15 protein-coding genes are annotated in these 19,246 nt (G+C 69.7%); 11 read left to right on the forward strand and 4 right to left on the reverse strand.

Features of this window, described 5'->3' with window-relative positions:
* Positions 1-47 precede the first annotated feature (47 nt).
* Positions 48-1,013, reverse strand: a complete 966-nt coding sequence (gene trpS / locus AB0M82_RS17340) for a tryptophan--tRNA ligase (RefSeq protein WP_364722549.1) — start codon at positions 1,011-1,013, stop codon at positions 48-50.
* Between the two features lie 229 nt (positions 1,014-1,242).
* Here trpS and AB0M82_RS17345 point away from each other — a divergent pair, with 229 nt between their 5' ends.
* Entirely contained in the window at positions 1,243-1,542 is a 300-nt protein-coding gene (locus AB0M82_RS17345) for a YciI family protein (RefSeq protein ID WP_364722551.1), read from the forward strand.
* Here the strand turns inward: AB0M82_RS17345 and AB0M82_RS17350 are convergent.
* A complete protein-coding gene (locus AB0M82_RS17350; RefSeq protein ID WP_364722553.1) occupies positions 1,539-1,688 on the reverse strand; it encodes a hypothetical protein in 150 nt (49 codons plus the stop codon). The two genes, AB0M82_RS17345 and AB0M82_RS17350, sit on opposite strands and share 4 nt — an antisense overlap.
* A 193-nt stretch (positions 1,689-1,881) precedes the next feature.
* Here AB0M82_RS17350 and typA point away from each other — a divergent pair, with 193 nt between their 5' ends.
* From typA to AB0M82_RS17375, 5 genes are all read left to right on the forward strand, one after another.
* Entirely contained in the window at positions 1,882-3,807 is a 1,926-nt protein-coding gene (gene typA / locus AB0M82_RS17355; RefSeq protein WP_364722555.1) for a translational GTPase TypA, read from the forward strand.
* Between the two features lie 377 nt (positions 3,808-4,184).
* Complete coding sequence (locus AB0M82_RS17360; RefSeq protein WP_364722557.1) at positions 4,185-5,921, forward strand: ABC transporter family substrate-binding protein; 1,737 nt, start codon at positions 4,185-4,187, stop codon at positions 5,919-5,921.
* A gap of 285 nt (positions 5,922-6,206) precedes the next feature.
* Positions 6,207-8,015 (forward strand): ABC transporter family substrate-binding protein, encoded by a 1,809-nt coding sequence (locus tag AB0M82_RS17365; protein ID WP_364722559.1) that lies wholly within the window; start codon positions 6,207-6,209, stop codon positions 8,013-8,015.
* 189 nt (positions 8,016-8,204) lie between these two features.
* Entirely contained in the window at positions 8,205-9,221 is a 1,017-nt protein-coding gene (locus tag AB0M82_RS17370) for an ABC transporter permease (RefSeq protein WP_364722561.1), read from the forward strand.
* The gene (locus AB0M82_RS17375) at positions 9,214-10,143 is read left to right on the forward strand and encodes an ABC transporter permease (RefSeq protein WP_364722563.1); all 930 of its coding nucleotides are present in this window, start codon (positions 9,214-9,216) and stop codon (positions 10,141-10,143) included. The genes AB0M82_RS17370 and AB0M82_RS17375 overlap by 8 nt, the downstream gene beginning before the upstream one ends.
* Positions 10,144-10,450: 307 nt before the next feature.
* Here AB0M82_RS17375 and AB0M82_RS17380 read toward each other — a convergent pair whose 3' ends face one another.
* A complete protein-coding gene (locus tag AB0M82_RS17380) occupies positions 10,451-12,232 on the reverse strand; it encodes an ABC transporter ATP-binding protein (protein ID WP_364722565.1) in 1,782 nt (593 codons plus the stop codon).
* A gap of 113 nt (positions 12,233-12,345) precedes the next feature.
* Between AB0M82_RS17380 and mshB the strand changes: the two genes are divergently transcribed.
* The 3 genes from mshB to AB0M82_RS17395 are packed head-to-tail and all read left to right on the forward strand — an operon-like array spanning position 12,346 to position 14,361.
* Entirely contained in the window at positions 12,346-13,188 is an 843-nt protein-coding gene (gene mshB / locus AB0M82_RS17385; protein WP_364722567.1) for an N-acetyl-1-D-myo-inositol-2-amino-2-deoxy-alpha-D-glucopyranoside deacetylase, read from the forward strand.
* Positions 13,185-13,577 (forward strand): hypothetical protein, encoded by a 393-nt coding sequence (locus AB0M82_RS17390; RefSeq protein ID WP_364722569.1) that lies wholly within the window; start codon positions 13,185-13,187, stop codon positions 13,575-13,577. Before mshB ends, AB0M82_RS17390 begins: the two co-directional genes overlap by 4 nt.
* Positions 13,570-14,361, forward strand: a complete 792-nt coding sequence (locus tag AB0M82_RS17395; RefSeq protein ID WP_364722571.1) for a hypothetical protein — start codon at positions 13,570-13,572, stop codon at positions 14,359-14,361. The genes AB0M82_RS17390 and AB0M82_RS17395 overlap by 8 nt, the downstream gene beginning before the upstream one ends.
* Positions 14,362-14,389: 28 nt before the next feature.
* Here the strand turns inward: AB0M82_RS17395 and AB0M82_RS17400 are convergent, their stop codons facing one another.
* Positions 14,390-15,151: a site-2 protease family protein gene (locus AB0M82_RS17400; protein WP_364722674.1), complete on the reverse strand. Its 762-nt coding sequence runs from the start codon at positions 15,149-15,151 to the stop codon at positions 14,390-14,392.
* 264 nt (positions 15,152-15,415) lie between these two features.
* Here AB0M82_RS17400 and AB0M82_RS17405 point away from each other — a divergent pair, with 264 nt between their 5' ends.
* Both AB0M82_RS17405 and AB0M82_RS17410 read left to right on the forward strand, forming a co-directional pair.
* The gene (locus tag AB0M82_RS17405; protein WP_364722676.1) at positions 15,416-15,703 is read left to right on the forward strand and encodes a WhiB family transcriptional regulator; all 288 of its coding nucleotides are present in this window, start codon (positions 15,416-15,418) and stop codon (positions 15,701-15,703) included.
* 134 nt (positions 15,704-15,837) lie between these two features.
* Positions 15,838-19,122, forward strand: a complete 3,285-nt coding sequence (locus tag AB0M82_RS17410; RefSeq protein WP_364722573.1) for a glycosyltransferase family 2 protein — start codon at positions 15,838-15,840, stop codon at positions 19,120-19,122.
* Positions 19,123-19,246 lie beyond the last annotated feature (124 nt).

Genomic DNA, 19,246 nt, shown 5'->3' on the forward strand with positions numbered 1-19,246 from the left:
GTCGCATTGAGGGACTTGAAGTCCCTCAATGCGACATTCACGGCCGTTCAGTTGGCGCCGATCATCCGCAGCGCCGCGTCGAGCCGGTGCGCGCCGCGTTCCCGGGCCCGCTCCGCGCCGTCCTTGCGCACCCGGTCGAGCTCCGAGACGTCGTCGAGCAGCGTCAACGCGCGTTCCCGCAGGGGCCGCAGCTCCTCGATCACGGCGTCGGCGACGGCGTCCTTCACCGCTCCGTACGACGAGAACTCCTCGGCCAGGTCCGCCGGCGACCCGCCCCGGCACGCCGCGAGGATCTCCAGCAGGTTGGCCATCCCCGGCCGGGTGTCCGGAGCGTGCACCGGTACCGAACCGCCGTCGGTCACCGCGCGGCGGATCTTGCGGCGGACCTGGTCGGGCTCGTCCAGCACGAAGAGCACGCCCACCGCGTCCCGCGTCGACTTCGACATCTTGCGCGTCGGGTCGGCGAGGTCCTTGACGCGTGCGCCCGCGGGCGGGAGCACCGCCTCCGGGATGGTGAACACCTCGCCGTACGTGCTGTTGAACCGCTTCGCCAGCGTCCTCGTCAGCTCGACGTGCTGCCGCTGGTCTTCGCCGACGGGGACCTCGTCCGCGCCCTGCAGGAGGATGTCCGCGGCCATCAGCGCCGGGTAGGTCAGCAGCGACAGCCGCACCCCGGCCTGGCCCTTGGACTTCTCCTTGAACTGGATCATCCGCGCGGCTTCGCCGTAGTTGCAGGTGCACTCCAGGACCCACGTCAGCGCGCCCAGCTCGCGGGCGAGGTCGGACTGGACGAACACCCGCTCGGGGTCGATCCCGGCGGCGATCAGCACGGCGAGCTGCTCTCTCGCCAGCGATCGGAGTTTCACCGGGTTGTGCGGGGTCGTCATGCCGTGCAGGTCGGCGACGAAGTACAGGTCGTCCGGGCCGCCCTCGCGCGCCCAGCGGCGCACGGCACCGAGGTGGTTGCCGAGGTGGACGTGACCGGACGGGGTGATGCCGGACAGCTTGCTCATGGTGCCTTCCTTTCGCGGGAGGCCACCCCGGAGAAGGCACGAAAAAGGCCGCCCGTCCGGGGCGGCCACTGGTGATTCGGCGCAGAGGATTCAGCGCGAGGTCAGCGGGCCGCCGAGGGCGGCCACCAGCTGGTGGTCTGCGCGTGCATGGGGCCGACTATAGCCCGCTCCGTCACCACTTCGCATCGTCCGGACGCGGAAGCCGCTGAGCGGAGTTACGGTCTTAACCATGTATGTCGTCCTGCTGAACTACACGGCCCCCATCGAGGAAATCGACTACGCGCTCCCGGACCACGTCGAATGGCTGAACAAGCAGTACGAACACGGCCACTTCCTGGCTTCCGGGCGGCGGAACCCGCGCACCGGCGGCGTGATCATCACGCGGCCGATGGCCCGGGGGAAGCTCGACGCCATCCTGGCGTCCGACCCGTTCTGCGTGAAACACCTCGCCCAGTACGAGGTGATCGAGTTCTCGCCGACCAAGACCGCACCCGAGCTGCGGCTGGTCAACGAGGCCGTGACCCACTAAGCGGCCAGCTCCAGCTTCGCCTTCTTCAGAGCCAATACCGGGCACTTCTTGCAGCGCGGCTGCGACCGGCAGCACTTCTTCTTGACCTTGCCGGCCTTCATCAGCTTGCGCACGACCTTCCGCGGGTCTTTCGGCTTCTTGCCCACGCGCACGCACCTTCCGGATCGGCGACCTTCACCGGGTTTCCACGTTAGGCCAGCCTAACCGACGTGGGGGCGTGGGGCCGCTCACAATGGGGTGGCAGGTATCCTGGGTGAGGTCCGCGTGTGACCAGAGCCGGTCACGGATGCCTGAACGGCTTGCGCGGCCATCCAACCCTTGAAGTTCAGGAGTTCTCGCGTGCCCGCAGCCAGCGCTACCGTCGAAACCGGCCGGCCGACCGGTAAGACCCGGCCCGACCTGCGCAATGTCGCGATCGTAGCCCACGTCGACCACGGCAAGACCACGCTCGTGGACGCGATGCTGCGCCAGTCCGGCGCCTTCGCCGAGCGTGCCGAGCTCGTCGACCGCGTGATGGACTCGGGGGAGCTGGAGCGCGAAAAGGGCATCACCATCCTGGCGAAGAACACCTCGATCCACCGCCAGACGCCCGAGGGTTCCGTGACGATCAACGTCATCGACACCCCCGGCCACGCCGACTTCGGCGGCGAGGTCGAGCGCGGCCTGGCCATGGTCGACGGCGTCGTCCTGCTGGTCGACGCCAGCGAGGGCCCGCTCCCGCAGACCCGGTTCGTGCTGCGCAAGACCCTCGAGGCCGGCCTGCCGGTGATCCTGCTGGTCAACAAGACCGACCGCCCCGACGCCCGGATCGCCGAGGTCGTCGAGGAAACCCACGACCTGCTGCTCGAGCTGGCCAGCGACATCGAGGACGCCGACCACGACGCGATCCTCGACCTCCCGGTCGTCTACGCCTCCGCGCGCGCCGGCAAGGCGAGCCTGGAGCAGCCCGCCGACGGTGAAATCCCCGAGAGCGAGAACCTCGACCCGCTGTTCGACACCCTGCTCCGGCACGTGCCGCCGCCCGCCGCCGACCTCGACGCGCCGCTGCAGGCGCTGGTCACCAACCTCGACGCGTCGAACTTCCTCGGCCGCATCGCGCTGATCCGCATCCACGCCGGCAAGCTGCGCAAGGGCCAGACCGTGGCCTGGATGCGCGAAGACGGCACGGTGCAGAACGTCCGCATCTCCGAGCTGCTGGTCACCGAGGCGCTCACCCGCGTCCCGGCGACCGAGGCCAGCGCGGGCGAGCTCGTCGCCATCGCCGGTATCCCGGACATCACGATCGGCGACACCCTCGCCGACTCGGACAACCCGGTGGCGCTGCCCCGGATCACCGTCGACGAGCCCGCGATCTCGATGACCATCGGCGTCAACACCTCGCCGCTGGCGGGGCGCAACGGCGGCGACAAGGTCACCGCGCGGCTGGTCAAGGCCCGCCTCGACCAGGAGCTGATCGGCAACGTCTCGATCCGCGTGCTGCCGACCGAGCGCCCCGACACCTGGGAGGTCCAGGGCCGTGGCGAGCTGGCGCTGGCGATCCTCGTCGAGCAGATGCGGCGCGAGGGCTTCGAGCTGACCGTCGGCAAGCCGCAGGTGGTCACGCGCGTCATCGACGGCAAGGTGCACGAGCCGTTCGAGCGTCTGTCGATCGACTCGCCGGAGGAGCACCTCGGCGCGATCACCCAGCTGCTGGCCTCGCGCAAGGGCCGGATGGAGCACATGGGCGGGCACGGCTCCGGCCGGCTCAAGCTCGACTACGTCCTCCCGGCGCGCGGGCTGATCGGCTTCCGCACCGACTTCCTCACCGAGACCCGCGGCACCGGCATCGCGAACCACGTGTTCGAGGGTTACTTCCCGTGGGCGGGCGAGATCCGCACCCGGCACAGCGGCTCCTTGGTCGCCGACCGCACCGGCCCGGTCACCGCGTACGCGATGATCCAGCTGGCCGACCGCGGCACGTTCTTCGTCGAGCCGGGCGCCGAGGTGTACGAGGGCATGGTCGTCGGCGAGAACCCGCGCTTCGAGGACCTCGACATCAACATCACCAAGGAGAAGAAGCTGACCAACATGCGTCAGTCCTCCGCCGACGTGATGGAGACGCTGGCCCGTCCGCGCAAGATGGGCCTGGAAGAGGCCCTGGAGTTCTGCTCGGTCGACGAGTGCGTCGAGGTCGCGCCCGAGGTCGTCCGGGTCCGCAAGGTCACCCTGGACGTCAACACCCGCGCGAAGGAGCGTTCGCGCGCGAAGAGCCGCGACAACGGCTGATCCCGCAGCTCGCGAAAACCTCCCGGCGACCATCGCCGGGAGGTTTTTTCGTCACGCTTCCCTTACGCTGGGTCGAAGGTCGAGCGACGCGAAGTCACGAATTTCGCCGTTCTTCTCCTTATATCTTTATAGGGGCTCCGGCGGCATCGGTACCTGGCGCGCACCTCCGCGGTGAACCCGTCTCGTGTCCGGGCCGTGTTCGTTCCGCCGTTCCGGAACAGTCCGGGAACCCGGACGGCTCTTCGCGCGTCCTTCCCCATAGCGGCACCACGGGGCGCCGGGTCCGGATGATCCGGGTATGGGAATCCCGGTTCCGGCGACGCGGGCGGTCGTGGGAGCATGGCTGACCCGATCGGCGGAACTGGGGAGGAACGGGCGTGCGGGTGAATCGCAAGGCGGTGCCGGTACTGGCACTCGCGGCCGTGCTGCTCACCGCCTGCTCCAACACCCCGCCGCCACCGGTCGTCTCGTCGTCGGCCGCGCCCGCGCCCACCACCGGCAAGACGCCGTCGCAGATCGTCGTCGGTGTCGACGACGTCCTCGGCGGCTACAACCCGCACAACCTCGCGGACTCCTCCCAGGTGACCTCCGCGCTGTCGCAGCTGCTGCTGCCCTCGGTGTTCCGCCAGAAGGACGACGGCAGCACCCAGCTCGACAAGAACCTGATGAAGTCCGCGCAGGTCATCTCGCAGCAGCCGTACGTCGTCGCCTACGAGATCCGGCCGGACGCGTCCTGGTCCGACGGCGCACCCATCGCCGCCGAGGACTTCGACTACCTGCGCACCCAGCTGCGCGACCAGCCCGGCGTGATCGGGCCCGCCGGCTACCGGCAGATCACGGACCTGCAGTCGCGCGAAGGCGGCAAGCGGGTCGAGGTCACCTTCGCCAAGCCGTACCCCGGCTGGCAGACCCTGTTCTCGGACCTGCTGCCCGCCCACCTGCTCAAGGACGCGCCCGACGGCTGGCGCGGCGCGCTGGCGTCGAACTTCCCGGCCGTCGCCGGCGCGTTTTCGATCAAGAGCCTCGACATCGCCCGCGGCGAGGTCATCCTCGAGCGCAACGAGCGCTACTGGGAGAAGCCCGCGGCGATCGACCGGATCGTGCTCCGCCGGTCGGACCAGAACACCCTGCTCCCCGCGCTGCAGAGCGGCAACAACCAGTTCGCGCTGGCCAGCACCACCGGCGACGAGCTCAAGCGGCTCGGCGAGCTCGGCCCGGCCGTGCGGCTGCACACCGTCGCCCGGCCGCTGGTGGCCGACGTGCTGCTGCGCCCGGTCAGCGCGACGCTGCAGGACGCCCAGGTCCGGGCCGGTGTCGCCGCGCTGATCGACCGCGCCAAGCTGATCACCGAAGGCGTCAACGGCGGCCCGTCGTCGACGCTCCACGCCGACGCGCAGGTCAAAGCGCCGTCGGTGGCCGGGTACGCGGCGACCATCCCGTCCGGCCCGCCCACCGCGCCCGACGTCGCCAAGGGCGAGCAGTCGCTGAAGGCGGCCGGCTACACCAAGACCGCGGGCACCTGGCGCAAGAACGGCAAGGCGCTCTCGCTGGTGATCGCCTCGCCGGGCACCCAGGAGCCGTACGCGGCGATCGCCAAGGAGCTCACCGGCGAGCTGGTCGCGCAGGGCATCGAGGTCAACGCGATCACGCCGCAGCCGCGCGACCTGTTCAGCGGCCTGCTCGCGATGCCGGTCGTCAGCGGGGTCCAGCAGCCGACCGGCGACTCGGCGGGCAACGTCGGGATCGACATCGCGGTCGTGCCGCAGGCGGTCGGCGGCGACACGGCGTCGGTGCTGGCGTCGACCTTCGGCTGCCGTCCGGAGCAGACGGCCGCGGGGGCGGACAAGACCAAACCCATCGTTCCGGGCAACTCGGCCGGCTTCTGCGATCCCTCGCTGCAGGCGTCGATCGACGCCGCGCTGTCCGGATCCACGCCGATCGCCGAAGCGCTGACCACCCTTGAGCCTGAACTTTGGCGTCAGAACGTGGTAATCCCCTTGTTCCAATTGGCTGACACCCTGGCGATCGGATCCGGCATCTCGGGCGTTACGCCGGGTCCTCCCATGGTGGGTCCGTTCGGGTCGGCGGTGAACTGGACTCGCGGCCCGAAGTAATCGCTCGACTACGCATTCAGTACTACTGGGTGATCTTCACCAACGCCTTCGAGTAGGAGTCCGTGAATCCGTGAGGTAACCGTCGTATTTCTGGATGTCGACTGGAAGTCACCCTTTGGTCACGATCGACCCTGAACTGGTGACTGTCGGTACTTTTCCTTTCTAGCGTGCACCCGCAGTGCGCCAGTTGAGTGTCGCTTGGCGTGTCGTAGGCTCCGGCATCAAACCGGAGCGGTGTGGGTCCTTGTCACAATTCAAGGACTCAGTGCTAGGAGGGCACACTTCATGAGGAGAACCAAAGCAGTCTCCGCCTTGTCGCTCGTCGCAGGCGCTTCGCTGCTGCTGAGCGCCTGCAGCGGGGGCGACTCGGGCTCGGGGAGCACCGACCAGAACGGGTCGTCCACCGACGTCAAGGCGATGGCGGTGGGCAAGGCCGAGCAAGGTGACACGTTCAAGCTTGCGGACGTCAAGGGCTGGGACGGCACGGTCACGGTCGGGATCGACGACGGCTACTCCGGGTACAACAACACGACCCCGGACACCAACAGCTCGTACAACACGTACATCTTGACCGCCGTCCTCGAAGACGCGTTCGTCCTCGACGGCAACAACAAGATCCTGCTCAACAAGGACATCCTCGACTCGGTCGACGTGACCTCCAAGGACCCCCAGGTCGTCACGTACAAGATCAAGCCGGGCGTCAAGTGGTCGGACAACGCGCCCTTCGACTGCAAGGACTTCTACCTGTCCTGGCTGTCGCAGAGTGGGCTGGCCAAGGGCCCGGACGGCAAGAACCCGTTCGACGCGGCGTCGACCACCGGTTACGACAAGATCAAGACCGCGACCTGCAAGGACAACCTCACCCTCGAGACGTCCTACAGCGAGCCGTACCTCGACTACAAGGGCCTGTTCTCCGGCGTCCAGATCCTGCCTGCGCACATCCTCGAGCAGAAGACCGGCATCGCGGACATCACCAAGCTCGCGCCGACCGGTGACCCGGCCCAGCTCGCCAAGGCCGGTGACTTCTGGACGAACAAGTGGAAGGGCTTCGACAAGTCGATCATGCCCGCGTCGGGCCCGTACATGATCACTGCGTTCGACGCCAACCAGAAGGCCGTCACGCTCGAGAAGAACCCGGCGTGGGGCGGCGGCAAGGGCGGTCCGGCCAAGATCGTCGTGAAGGCCATGGAAGACACCAAGGCCATGGCGACCGCGCTGCAGAACGGCGAGATCGACGTCGCGGCGTCGACCCAGCCGGACGCCACCGCGGCCAACACGATGAAGGGCCTCGCGGCTCAGGGCGTCACCTACGGTTCGGCTTCGCAGCTGACCTACGAGCACCTTGACCTGCAGTTCAACCGCATGTTCAAGGACGACGCGCTGCGCAAGGCGTTCTTCGAGGTGGTCGACCGCAAGGCGATCACCGACAAGCTGCTCAAGGAAGTCCAGGCCGACGCGGCCCCGCTGAACTCGATCGTGTTCTTCCAGGGTGAAGAGGGCTACACCGACCTGTACGGCAGCAAGGCCGGGCTGGGTGCCGAGGCGGCAGCCAAGACCCTGACCGACGCGGGCTGGGCCAAGGGTGCCGACGGCATCTTCGCCAAGGGCGGCCAGCGTGCCTCGTTCAAGATCACGCACAACTCGAACGCCCGCCGCAGCCAGACCGTCGAGATCATCATCTCGCAGGCCAAGGCGGCCGGCATCGAGGTCAAGGACGAGACCGACGCCAACTTCCTCAAGGGTGGCCGCGTCTCGACCGGTGACTACGACATCGCCCTGTTCGGCTGGTCCTCCCCGCCGTTCAAGTCGCAGTCGCGCTCGATCTACGTCTGCCCGAACGCTGGTGGTGACCAGAACTACCAGAACCTCTGCGACTCGAAGATCGACGAGGCGTTCAAGACCGCGGTAGGCGCGACCGACGAGCAGGTCAAGCTGCAGGCCTACCAGGCTGCCGACAAGGCCATCGCGGACAAGTACGCGACCGTGCCGCTGTTCCAGACGCCGAGCATGTGGGCGTTCAAGGGCATCGACCGCGTGTACATGCAGTCCTACAACGGTGTCCTGTGGAACGCCGGCGAGTGGGAGAAGAAGTAGCGGGCTTCGCCCTGACGCTTCTTTCCCCTCGCTCCAGATGACCTGGGAGGTACCGGGGTCCGGCCACGAGCCGGGCCCCGGTATCCACCGGAAGTAGCTGTTGACCGTAGGGTTACCCCCACTACGGTAGGCAACCGGGTAGCGGTCCAGCGCACTTCTGACGACCAGGCCCGGATGAGGAGCAGTTCGTTGAACCTGGTGATCTACATCCTTCGCCGACTGGCGATATCGATTCCCGTCCTGGTGGTCGGGACCTTTCTGTCGTTCGCGATGGTCGCCGCCACCGGTGACCCGCTCGGCGAGCTCCGGCACAACCCGAACATCAGCAAGGAAGCGCTGGACTCGCTCTCCCACAAGCTGGGGCTGGACCAGGGCATCTTCCCGCGCTACTTCACGTGGCTCGGAGACTTCCTGTCGGGTGACTGGGGCACGTCCATCGCGCAGGGCAACGCGCTCCAGCCGGTCGCGCCGAAGGTGATGGCCGCGTTCGGCGTCACCTTCAAGCTGGTCGTCGGAGCCGAGATCCTCGCGCTGATCATCGGGATCATCGTCGGCGTGCTCGCGGCCGTGAAGCAGTACTCGATCATCGACTACCTCGCCACGACGCTGGCCTTCCTGCTGTTCTCCATGCCGATCTTCTGCGTGGCGATCGTGCTGAAGAACTACGCGATCGAGATCAACGGCTGGGTGCGCGACCTCGGCCTCCAAGACGTTCTCGGCAATCCATGGCTACGCACGACCAGCCCGGAGCAGCTGAAAACCGACGGCGTCGGCGACTTCATCGCCAGCACCATCGGCGCCTACCTGCTGCCGACGCTGTCGATCATGGCCATCAGCTTCGCGGCGTACAGCCGGTTCCAGCGGGCCTCGATGCTCGAGGTGATGAACTCCGACTACGTGCGCACCGCGCGAGCCAAGGGCCTTGCGAACGGGCGGGTCATCTTCCGGCACGCGTTCCGCAACGCCCTGATCCCCGTGACCACGCTGTTCTCGGTGAACTTCGGCTCGGTGCTCGCCGGCGCGATCATCACCGAGACGGTGTTCAACTGGCACGGTATGGGAACATTGCTGGTGGAAGCCGTCAACAAGAACGACACTCAGGTGATGATGGGCTGGCTCGTGGTCATCGCCACCAGCGTGATCGTCGCCAACCTGATCGCCGACCTGGTGTACGGCATCCTGGACCCGAGGATTCGCGTTGGCTGACTTGAACTCCCTCCTCGCGACCGAAACCGCGGCCGCCGACGGCACGCTCCCCGCGAACGCTCTGCCCGAACCGCAGAGCCAGGGCAAACTGGTGCTCCGGAAGTTCCTGCACCACAAGCTGGCCATGGTCTCGACCGCGGTGCTGGTGCTGATCATCCTGCTCAGCATCATCCTGCCGCTCTTCTGGGCGCACAACTACGAGGACAGCTCGTTCCCGTCGTTCGCCAAGCCGAGCGGCGAGTTCCCGCTGGGCACGACGCAGGTCGGCAAGGACATGGTGTCGCAGATCCTGCGCGGCACCCAGTTCTCGCTGCTGATCGCCCTGACGGTGTCGATCCTCTCCACGCTGGTCGGCGTCGTCTTCGGCGCGCTGGCCGGCTACCTGCGCCGGTTCACCGACTCGGCGATTTCGCGGGTGACGGACCTGTTCCTGATCATCCCGCAGATCGCCGCGGCGGCCATCCTGGCGAAGGTGTTCGGGAGCGGCTCCTGGTACATCGTCGCGCTGGTGCTGGCGGCGTTCGGCTGGATGCAGATCGCCCGGATCACCCGCGCCGAAGCGATGTCGCTGTCCCAGCGCGAGTTCGTCGACGCGGCTCGCGCTTCGGGTGCCGGCACGTTCCGGATCATCTTCAAGCACCTGGTGCCGAACATGGTCGGCAGCATCACGGTCAACGCGACCCTCGCGGTCGCGCAGGCCGTGCTGGCGGAAGCCGCGCTGTCGTTCATCGGCCTCGGTGTCCAGCTGCCGGACACCTCGCTCGGCCGCGTCATCCTGGAGAACTACGCCCAGCTGCAGGGGCGGCCGGCGCTGTTCTTCGGGCCGTTCATCGTGCTCGTGCTGATTTCACTGACGATCAACTTCATCGGTGACGGTCTTCGCGACGCCTTCGACCCGCGTCAGCGGAGAATGAAGGCCTGAACGCACGACGCGGGGGTGACCGGTTCCGGTCGCCCCCGCGTCCGTTTTCGCGCGAAGATCGCCGGACCTGGGGGTTCGGACGAATCTCGTGCTCTACGTGCTCCGGCGGTTGGCCGTCTCGGTCCCGGTCCTGCTGGTCGGCACGTTCCTCTGCTTCGTCATGGTGGCCAACACGGGCGACCCGCAGGTGCTGATGGGCTGGCTGGTGGTCATCGCGACGAGCGTCATCGTCGCGAACATCCAGCGCACCCAATGTGGCGTCCGGTGCGTCAGACGCACCGAACGCCACATTGGGGCGCATGGGACCTCAGTCGGCGACGGGGGCCAGCTTGCCGGCCTCCCAGGCGGCGCGGCGCTCGGCCTGCAGGATCGGGTCCGCGACCGGGGCCGCCGACAGCAGCCGTCGCGTGTAGTCCTGCTGCGGCGAGTGCAGCACCTGGTCACGGGTGCCGATCTCGACGAGCTTGCCGTACTGCATGACCGCGACGCGGTCGGCGAGCAGGTCGACCACCGCCAGGTCGTGGCTGATGAACAGGCACGCGAACTGCAGCGACTGCTGCAGGTCGAGGAACAGGTCCAGCACGCGGGCCTGCACCGACACGTCCAGCGCCGACGTCGGCTCGTCCGCGATCAGCAGCGCCGGGTCGAGCGACAGCGCACGGGCGATCGCCACACGCTGGCGCTGGCCGCCGGACAGTTCGTGCGGGTAGCGATTCATGTACTGCCCGCCCAGCTCGACCTTGTCGAGCAGCGAGCGCACGCGGGCCGACAGCTCCTTGCCGGACAGCACCTTGTGCAGCACCATCGGCTCGGCGATCGACTCGCCGATCGTCATCTTCGGGTCCAGTGTGGACGCCGGATCCTGGAACACGATCGAGAAGTACCGGCGAAGCGGGCGAAGCTCCTTCGCCGACATCTGCGTGATGTCCTTGCCCGCGATCGCGATCGTGCCCTGGGTCGCGCGCAGCAGACCGACGGCGCAGCGGCCGACGGTCGTCTTGCCGGAGCCGGACTCGCCCACCAGGCCGACGATCTCGCCCTTGGCGATGGTCAGCGAGACGTCGTCCACCGCGCGGTTCTTGCTCTGCCCGCGGCGGCCGGGGTACTCCAGCACCAGGTTCTTGATCTCGAGCGCCGGAGCGCTGTCCTCGATCACCGCTTCCAGTTCGGCGTCGGCCAGCCGGATCTCCTCGGCGATCCTGGCCGCCTCGGTGCTGTCCGCGTCGATCCCGGCGTCGTCGAGCAGGCGGCGGCCCTCGGGGCGCTGCCCGAGGACCGGCACCGCGGCGAGCAGCCGCCGGGTGTAGTCCTCCTTCGGCGCCGCGAACAGGTCGCGCACCGGCGCTTCTTCGACGATCTCGCCCTGGTACATCACGATGACGCGGTCGGCCATGTCGGCGACGACGCCCATGTCGTGGGTGATCAGCACGATCGCGGTTTCGAGGGTGTCCCGCAGCTTGCGCAGCAGGCCGAGGATCTCCGCCTGCACGGTGACGTCGAGCGCGGTGGTCGGCTCGTCGGCGATGATGACCTTCGGGTCGCACGAGATCGCCATGGCGATGACGACGCGCTGGCGCAGACCACCGGACAGCTGGTGCGGGTACTGCTTGAACCGCTGCTCCGGGTTCGGGATGCCGACCATGTCGAGCAGCTCGACGGCACGCTTGTCGGCGGCCTCCTTGGAGATGTCGAGGTGCGAGCGCAGGGCTTCGCGCAGCTGCCAGCCGACGGTGTAGACCGGGTTCAGCGCGGTCATCGGCTCCTGGAAGATCATCGCGACCTGATTGCCGCGGATCTTCTGCATTTCCTTTTCCTTGAGATCCGCCAGGTTGCGCTCGCCGAGGCGCAGCTCACCGGCGATCCGGCTGGTCTTGGGCAGCAGGCCCAGCACCGACATCGACGTGACGGACTTGCCGGACCCGGACTCCCCGACCACGGCGACGATCTCGCCGGGCTTCACGTCGAACCCGATGCCCTTGACCGCGTCCACGACGCCGTCCTCGGTCTGGAACGAAACGCTCAGGTCGGAGATCGACAGGACCGAACCGGACACGCCGGCGACGTCCGCCGAAGTTGCTTCAGTGCTCACCAAGATGCCCTTCGTGGGGGTACAGACCATCGCGACGCGGCGGTCGCGACTCGCGCGAGAATAACCGAGGGTGTCCCCGACGAAGGTCGGAGCACGGGAATTACGCTCAACCCGTGATCTCCCCGGTATCGCGCAGGCTGCTGCTCGTCCACGCCCATCCCGACGACGAGAGCATCACCACCGGCGCGACGATCGCACGATACGCCGCCGAGGGCGCCGAGGTGACCGTGGTGACCTGCACGCTCGGTGAGGAGGGCGAGATCATGCCCGGCCTCCACGAGCTGAACGGGCTGCGGGCCCAGGCCGCCGACCAGCTGGGCGGCTACCGCGTCGGCGAGCTGACGGCCGCGTGCGCCGCGCTGGGGGTGTCACGGCATCGTTATCTGGGCGGGCTCGGCCGGTGGCGCGATTCGGGCATGGCGGGCACGCCATCGGCGTCGCACCCGCGGGCGTTCACCGGGGGCAGCGCCGACGAGCAGGCCGCGCAGCTGGCGGAGATCATCGACGAGTTCCAGCCCCAGGTCGTCGTGACCTACGACGCCTTCGGCGGCTACGGCCACCCCGACCACATCCGCGCCCACGAGATCACGATGGCGGCGGCGCCACGCGCCCGGTCGGTGGAGCGGGTGTTCCACACGGTGGCGTCGCGGAACGCGGTGCGCGCCGGGCTGGCCACGCTGCGTGCCGGCGAGCCGGTGTACGACGTGCCGGCGGACGACGAGCTGCCGACGACGCCGGACGAGGAGATCACGACGGTGCTCGACGTCGCCGCGTATGTACCCGCGAAGGTGGCGGCACTGCGCGCGCACGCGACGCAGCTGGCCGTGGTCGACGACACCGTCCCGTACTTCGCCCTGACGAACGAGATCGCGCAGCCGATCCTCGGGCACGACTACTTCGTGCTCGCCCACGGCCCGGCCGACGGCGCCGGGGACGACCTGTTCGGCGGGCTGTGACCGTGCCGGACCGGCTGACCGCGGAGCAGGTGCTGTTCCTGCTGCTGCTCGTCGTCGACACGGTGCTGCTCGCGGTGCTGGAGCTGTTCTTCCTGCCGCTGCGGATCGGGGTGGTCCCGCTGCCCGTGATGGTTCTCGTCGGCGCCGTCACCACGCCGTGGCTGGTGTCGACCACGGGCAAGCTGGTGCGCCCGTCGCTTTCGTGGGTACCCCTGGCGGCGTGGGTGCTCGTCGTGTTCGGGGTCGGCCTGCTCGGCCCGGGCGGCGACCTGGTGCTGATCCAGGACTGGCGGGCGCTGCTGTTGCTCGGCGCGAGCGCGCTGCCGGGCGCCATGGTGCTCGGCGGTGGGCTGGGCCGTGCGATGGGAAGGAGACCGGGACGTGGCTGAGGCGATCTCCGACCGGCAGGTCGTGGCGGTGCTGCGGCCGTTCGTGCGGGCGTGCGGGCCGATGCTCGACGCGCTGCGCGAGTCCGACCCGTTCGGCCTGCAGGCGCGGGCCCAGCGAGCGGAGGACGACGACCTGGCCGAGGTCGAATCCGGGCTCAGGGCGAAGCTGATCCACGGGCTGACGTCGGTGAAGGTGCCCGGCACGGCGGCGTGGACGCGGATGACCGGCTACGACCGGTCGAGCTGGTGGATGAACCGCGTCGGCCGCTTCACGGCGCTACTGACGGCCATCCCGGGTCTGGGCGGCGCGCTCGCCGACCGGCTGCCGGTGCAGGACGCGCTGGGTGCGGCGTCGCAGGGGCTGCTGCTGTGCGCGATCGCGGGCGAGTACGGCGTCACGGACGTCGGCACGCGGGTGCGGCTCATCGCGTGGGTGCTCTTCGAGCGCGACATCGACGCCGACCTCGCGGCGGGCAAGCACGCGGAGCACGACGATGCCGCCGAGGCGGACGAAGCGGCGAAGCTCACCGAAGAACTGACTGCGTCGGAGAAGAAACACGGCAAGGCGACGGTCAAGGCGGCGGCGGGCACGCTGTGGCGCCTCGGCCGGGGACTCCTCGGCATCACGGGGGAACTCGAGAAGCGGCCGCGCGGGAACATCCTGCACCGGGCGATGGGCATGCTGCCGGTCGTCGGCGCGGCGGGGGACTACTTGGGCGAGCGGTCCGGGTTGCGGGTCGTGTGGAAACGCGCGCACGTCTGGCTGACCGAGCGCCGCACGTGATCTTCCCGCGCGGCGCCCGGTTCAAACCTCAGTTCCAGAACTGGAAGACGCTGAACCCGACCTGGGCGCCGTCCACGTAGCCGCCGAAGGCGCCGAAGAGCGCGTACGAGCCGTTCCACAGTGCCGCGTTCGCCGGCTTGATGAACCACAGGATGGCGAACAGGATGATCGGCGCCCACGGGCGCACCTTGGCCCCGAGTTCCCGCGCCTGCGGCGGCAGGTACGGCTCGATCGCGCCCCAGCCGTCGAGGCCGGGGATCGGGAGGATGTTGAGGATGAACGTCACGATCTGCAGCAGTGCCAGGTAGGACATCGCGATCACCAGGCCGCCCGCCATCGGCACCAGCGCGACCACCAGCGCCAGCGCCGCACCGACCGCGAGGTTGCTCAGCGGCCCGGCCAGCGACACCCACGACGACGTCCCGCGCGAGCGCAGCGCGCCCCGGTTGATCCAGACCGCGCCGCCCGGGAGCGGGATGCCGCCGATGATGAGGAAGATCAGCGGCAGGATGATCGACAGGACCGGGTCGGTGTACTTCCGCACGTCCAAGGTCAGATAACCCTTGTGGGCCACGCTGAGATCGCCGCCGCGGTAGGCGACCATCGCGTGGCCGAACTCGTGCAACGACAGTGACGCCACCCAGCCGGCGGCGACGAAGATCACCACGCCCGCGATGAGCAGCGGGTCGCGGTCGCGGACGAAAATCGTGTTGATGTCACCGAACGCGGCCATGGCACCACCCGCGACGGTGAGCGCGAGGATGCCGAGGAAGACCGGGCTGGGACGCACTGCTGACTTCTGCACGAGTTCCAGTCTTCCGTATGCCCGGTGTGAAGCTACCGGCGTGTCCCCTTGCGCGATCGGGCCGGAACGTCCCCCGAACTCGCTACTCGGCTTGACCTGACCGCACTACACGGGTGTAATCACACTGATGTCATTCGCCGCCGAGAGGGGACGGCGGGTGTCGTTTCACCACCGCCAGCCTGGGGAGTGCTAGGGAGCGAGGAGGCGGACGTGCGGTTGGAAGCCGATGGGAAGGAATGGGGGCACGTCATGGGTTGGGGCGAGATCCCGGAGCAGGCTCTGGGAGATCTCACCGAGCTCATCGATGTCACCGAAGAAGAGCAGGATTGGCAGGAACGCGCTCTGTGCGCGCAGACGGACCCGGAGGCGTTCTTCCCCGAGAAGGGCGGTTCCACCCGCGAAGCCAAGCGGATCTGCCTGGGTTGCGAGGTCAAGGACGAGTGCCTTGAGTACGCGCTGGCCCACGACGAGCGCTTCGGCATCTGGGGCGGTCTGTCCGAGCGGGAGCGCCGGAAGCTGAAGAAACGAGTCGTCTGACGAGAGTCGCCGGTGATGCGTGCGTGCGTCACCGGTGACTCCACTTGGTGAACCCGGCGTGGGTTCACCTGCGGGTGACAGACCGGGGCCGTAGGGTGGCCGCACCGATCCGCCGCCCTGATCTGGAGCGTTCGTTGCCCCGCACCGCCGCGCCGCCCGCCCTGCGCACCGCGCCCGTTCTGGCCATTGTGGTCTGTCACAACGGCGAAAACTGGTTGCCGCTGGCGCTTTCTTCGTTGCGCCGCAGCACTGTCCGGCCCCGGCACGTGCTCGCCGTCGACACCGGTTCCACCGACGCGACCCCGCGGCTGCTCGCCGAAGCGGCCGAGGATCCGGGCCAGGATTCGTCCCCCGTGCTTTCCGGCGTCATCACGCTTTCGAGTGAGACCGGCTTCGCCGCTGCGGTCGCCGAAGCCGTCGAGCACGCCACAGAGCGTTGGGGCGACCCGGGATCGTGGCTGTGGCTGCTGCACGACGACTGCGCGCCCGAGCCGGACTGTCTCGAGCAGCTGCTGCACGTCGCCACGAAGACGCCGTCGGCGACCGTGCTCGGCGCGCTCGGGCTCGACTGGGCCGATCCGCGGCTGATCGTCGAAGCGGGCCTGTCCACCGACGCGTCCGGGCACTGCCAGCAGGTCGCCACGACCGGCGAAGACCCGGCGGAGGTGCTCGCCGTGCCCAGCGCCGGCTCGCTCGTGCGCCGCGACGCGTGGGACGAACTCGGCGGCTTCGACCCGGATTTCCCGTTGCTGCGCGAGGATCTCGACTTCGGCTGGCGCGCGAACGCCGCCGGCGGCCTCGTCCTGTCCGTGCCGGCCGCCCGCGTGCGGCACGCGCGCGCCGTCACGACCGGACGGCGGACGGCCGGCGCGGTCACGGAACCCCTGCCCGCCGTGAACCGGGCACACGGGCTGCGGGTGTTCCTGGTGAACTGCTCGCGCTTTTCCTTCTGGCTGGGGATGATCCGGCTCCCGCTGCTTTCGGTGCTGCGCGCGCTGGCCTTCGTCGTGCTGCGCCGCACCGGGGGAGCACGGGCCGAGTTCGCCGCGGCCGCGTACCTCCTCAGTGGACGCGGCGGATTGCGCGCGGCACGGGCCCGCCGCCGGCGGAATCCGCGGCCGGGCACGGTTCGCGGGCTCTTCACCGGACGCGGGACGCGGTTGCGCAACGCCGTCCACACCGGCGTCGTCGACCTGGTCCGCCGCGGCGTCGAGAACGACGTCGCGCTCGGCCGGATCCCCGAGACCGTCGAGACCGAGTCGGCGTGGGTGACCCCGGAGGCGCTCGACGCCCGCGCGGCGCACCCCCAAGCAGCCCGGCCCGTCGGGCCCGATGCGCTGCCCGCGGGCGCGCTGCGCGGCGTCCGCGCCCGCGGGTCCGGGCTGCGGCGGCCGGGCACGCTCGTCGCCGTCGCGCTCCCGGAAACCGCGGCGCCCGAACCGGACGGCGGCACGGCGGAAGCCGTCGAGGAGGCCGAGCCGGAACTCGTCTTCGTCGAGGTGAACCGCCGCCGCGTGCTCGGCGCCACGATCTTCGCGCCGCCGGTGGTGCTGCTCGTCGTGATGACCGCGCTCGGGCTGGTCGTCAACCGGGCCCGGCTCGGCCTCGACGTCTTCGGCGGCAAGCTGCTCCCGGTCGGCGGGCTGGGCGAGGTCTGGTCGTCGTACCTGACGCCGTGGCACGCGATCGCGGGCGGCACCGGCGCCCCCGCGTCCGCGACGCTGCCGGTGCTCGGCACGCTCGGCGCGGTGTTCGCGCCGATCGGCGGCCCGGCGGCGCTGGTCGCCATTCTGCTGCTCGGCGACATCCCCCTGTCCGCGCTGAGCGCGTACGCGGCGACACGGCGGCTTCGCGTGCGCCGCTGGGTCCGCGCCGTCGTCGCCGCGACCTACGCGCTGCTGCCCGCCGCGACCGCCGGGGTGGCACAGGGCCGGCTCGACGTCGTCGTGGTGCACCTGGTGCTGCCGCCGGTCGCCGCGGGCATCGCCGGGCTGCTGATCCGGGCGGACACGCGGTGGCTGCACATGTCGGCGCTCTCGGCGTTCGGGGTGGCGCTGCTCGGCGCGTTCTCGCCGCTGGCGCACGGGCTCGCGCTCGTGGGGCTGCTGATCGGGTTCGTCGTGCTGCCCGCGCCGACCGGGCTGGCGCGCCGGATCGCGTCGGTCGGCATCGTCGTGCTGCTGCCGCTGGCACTGCTGCTGCCGTGGCCGACCGTGCTGCTGCGCCACCCGGAACTGGTGGTGCAGGGCCTCGGCGGCGCGGCTTCGGCGGTGTCCGGCACCGATCTGGCCGGGCTCGACCCCGGCGGGCCGGGTGCCTGGCCGATCGGCGTCGTGGTGATCGCGGCGGCGCTGGTGGCGCTGATCGTGCGGCCGACAAAGCTCGCCGCGGGCGGCCTCGCGCTGGCCGCGCTGGGAGCGGGCGGCCTGGTCGTGGTGCGGCTGGTCACCGCGACGCCGATGCAGGGCGGTGCCGCGGCGCACGGCTACGCGGGCGTGCCGCTGCTGATCGCCGGAGCCGGGCTGCTGTGGGTCGTGCTGGGTTCGTGGCAGCGCGGTGGCTCGGCCGGGGTTCCGGCGACGTGGCTGCCGAAGGCGTTCGCGACCGCCTTGGTCGCCGTGGTCCTCGCGCTGGCGGCCGGCGCGGTGCTGGTCGGCGGCCAGGGTCCGCTTCGCGCCGGCGAGCGTCCCGTCCTGGCGCCGGAAGTCGCGGCGGAGCTGAGCACGTCCGGCCGGTCGGTGCTGGACCTGGCGTCCGACGGGACCCGCCAGATCGGCGGCCGCCTGCCCCGCTACGGCGACGACGAACTGGCCCCGACACCCGGTACCCCGGCCCGGCTCGCGGCCTGGCGCCGCGACCTCGGCCAGGGCGACGCCGCGGCGGTCCAGCGCGCTTTCGCGGCGGCGGCCGCCGCCGGTGTCCAGTTCGTGGTGCTCCCGCCGGGCGTCGACCCGCAGGCGTACCTGCCGCCGGCCAAGGACCTGGTTTCGCCGGCCGCCCCGACGTCCGACGGCCGTGGCGTGCTGAGGCTGCTCCCGCCGGCGGGCCAGGTGATCTTGATCTCGCCGGAACAGGCGAAGGCGGCGGTCACCGGCGGCGGCGCACCCGGCAACGCGCCGGGCGTCGTGCCGGTGGAGGCGGGACTGCCGGACGTGCGGGTGCGGGTGTCGGACGGCCCCACCGGACGGCTCCTGGTGCTGGCGGCGGAGCAGGAGGCGGGCTGGAAGGCTTCGGTGGGCGGCAAGGCGGTCCCGATCGTGCCGGCGTGGGGCCACCAGGTGGCGGTCTCGGTGCCGCCGACGTCGTCGGAGGTCACGGTCGAGTACCCGGGCACGGAACGGAACCTGCTGCTGCTGGCCCAGCTGGCGGCGGTGCTGTTCACGCTGCTGACGGCGGTCCCGGCCCGGCGCCGCCCCTGACCGCCGGTTTTCAAGCGCCCCAATGTGGCGTTCGGTGCGTTGGACGCACCGATGCAGCGCACCCGCGTCGAGGTCGGGCACGAGAGCAGCCGGCAGATGCGGGACGCGCAGACCCACTTCCGCC

Source organism: Amycolatopsis sp. NPDC051128 (assembly GCF_040682715.1).
In the GTDB taxonomy this organism is placed as follows: Bacteria; Actinomycetota; Actinomycetes; order Mycobacteriales; family Pseudonocardiaceae; genus Amycolatopsis.

Coding starts and splice junctions, on each gene's coding strand:
- AB0M82_RS17405 (WP_364722676.1), top strand. CDS start 15,416: ATGGGTTGGGGCGAGATCCCGGAGCAGGCTCTGGGAGATCTCACCGAG.
- AB0M82_RS17365 (WP_364722559.1), top strand. CDS start 6,207: ATGAGGAGAACCAAAGCAGTCTCCGCCTTGTCGCTCGTCGCAGGCGCT.
- trpS (WP_364722549.1), bottom strand. CDS start 1,013: ATGAGCAAGCTGTCCGGCATCACCCCGTCCGGTCACGTCCACCTCGGC.
- AB0M82_RS17345 (WP_364722551.1), top strand. CDS start 1,243: ATGTATGTCGTCCTGCTGAACTACACGGCCCCCATCGAGGAAATCGAC.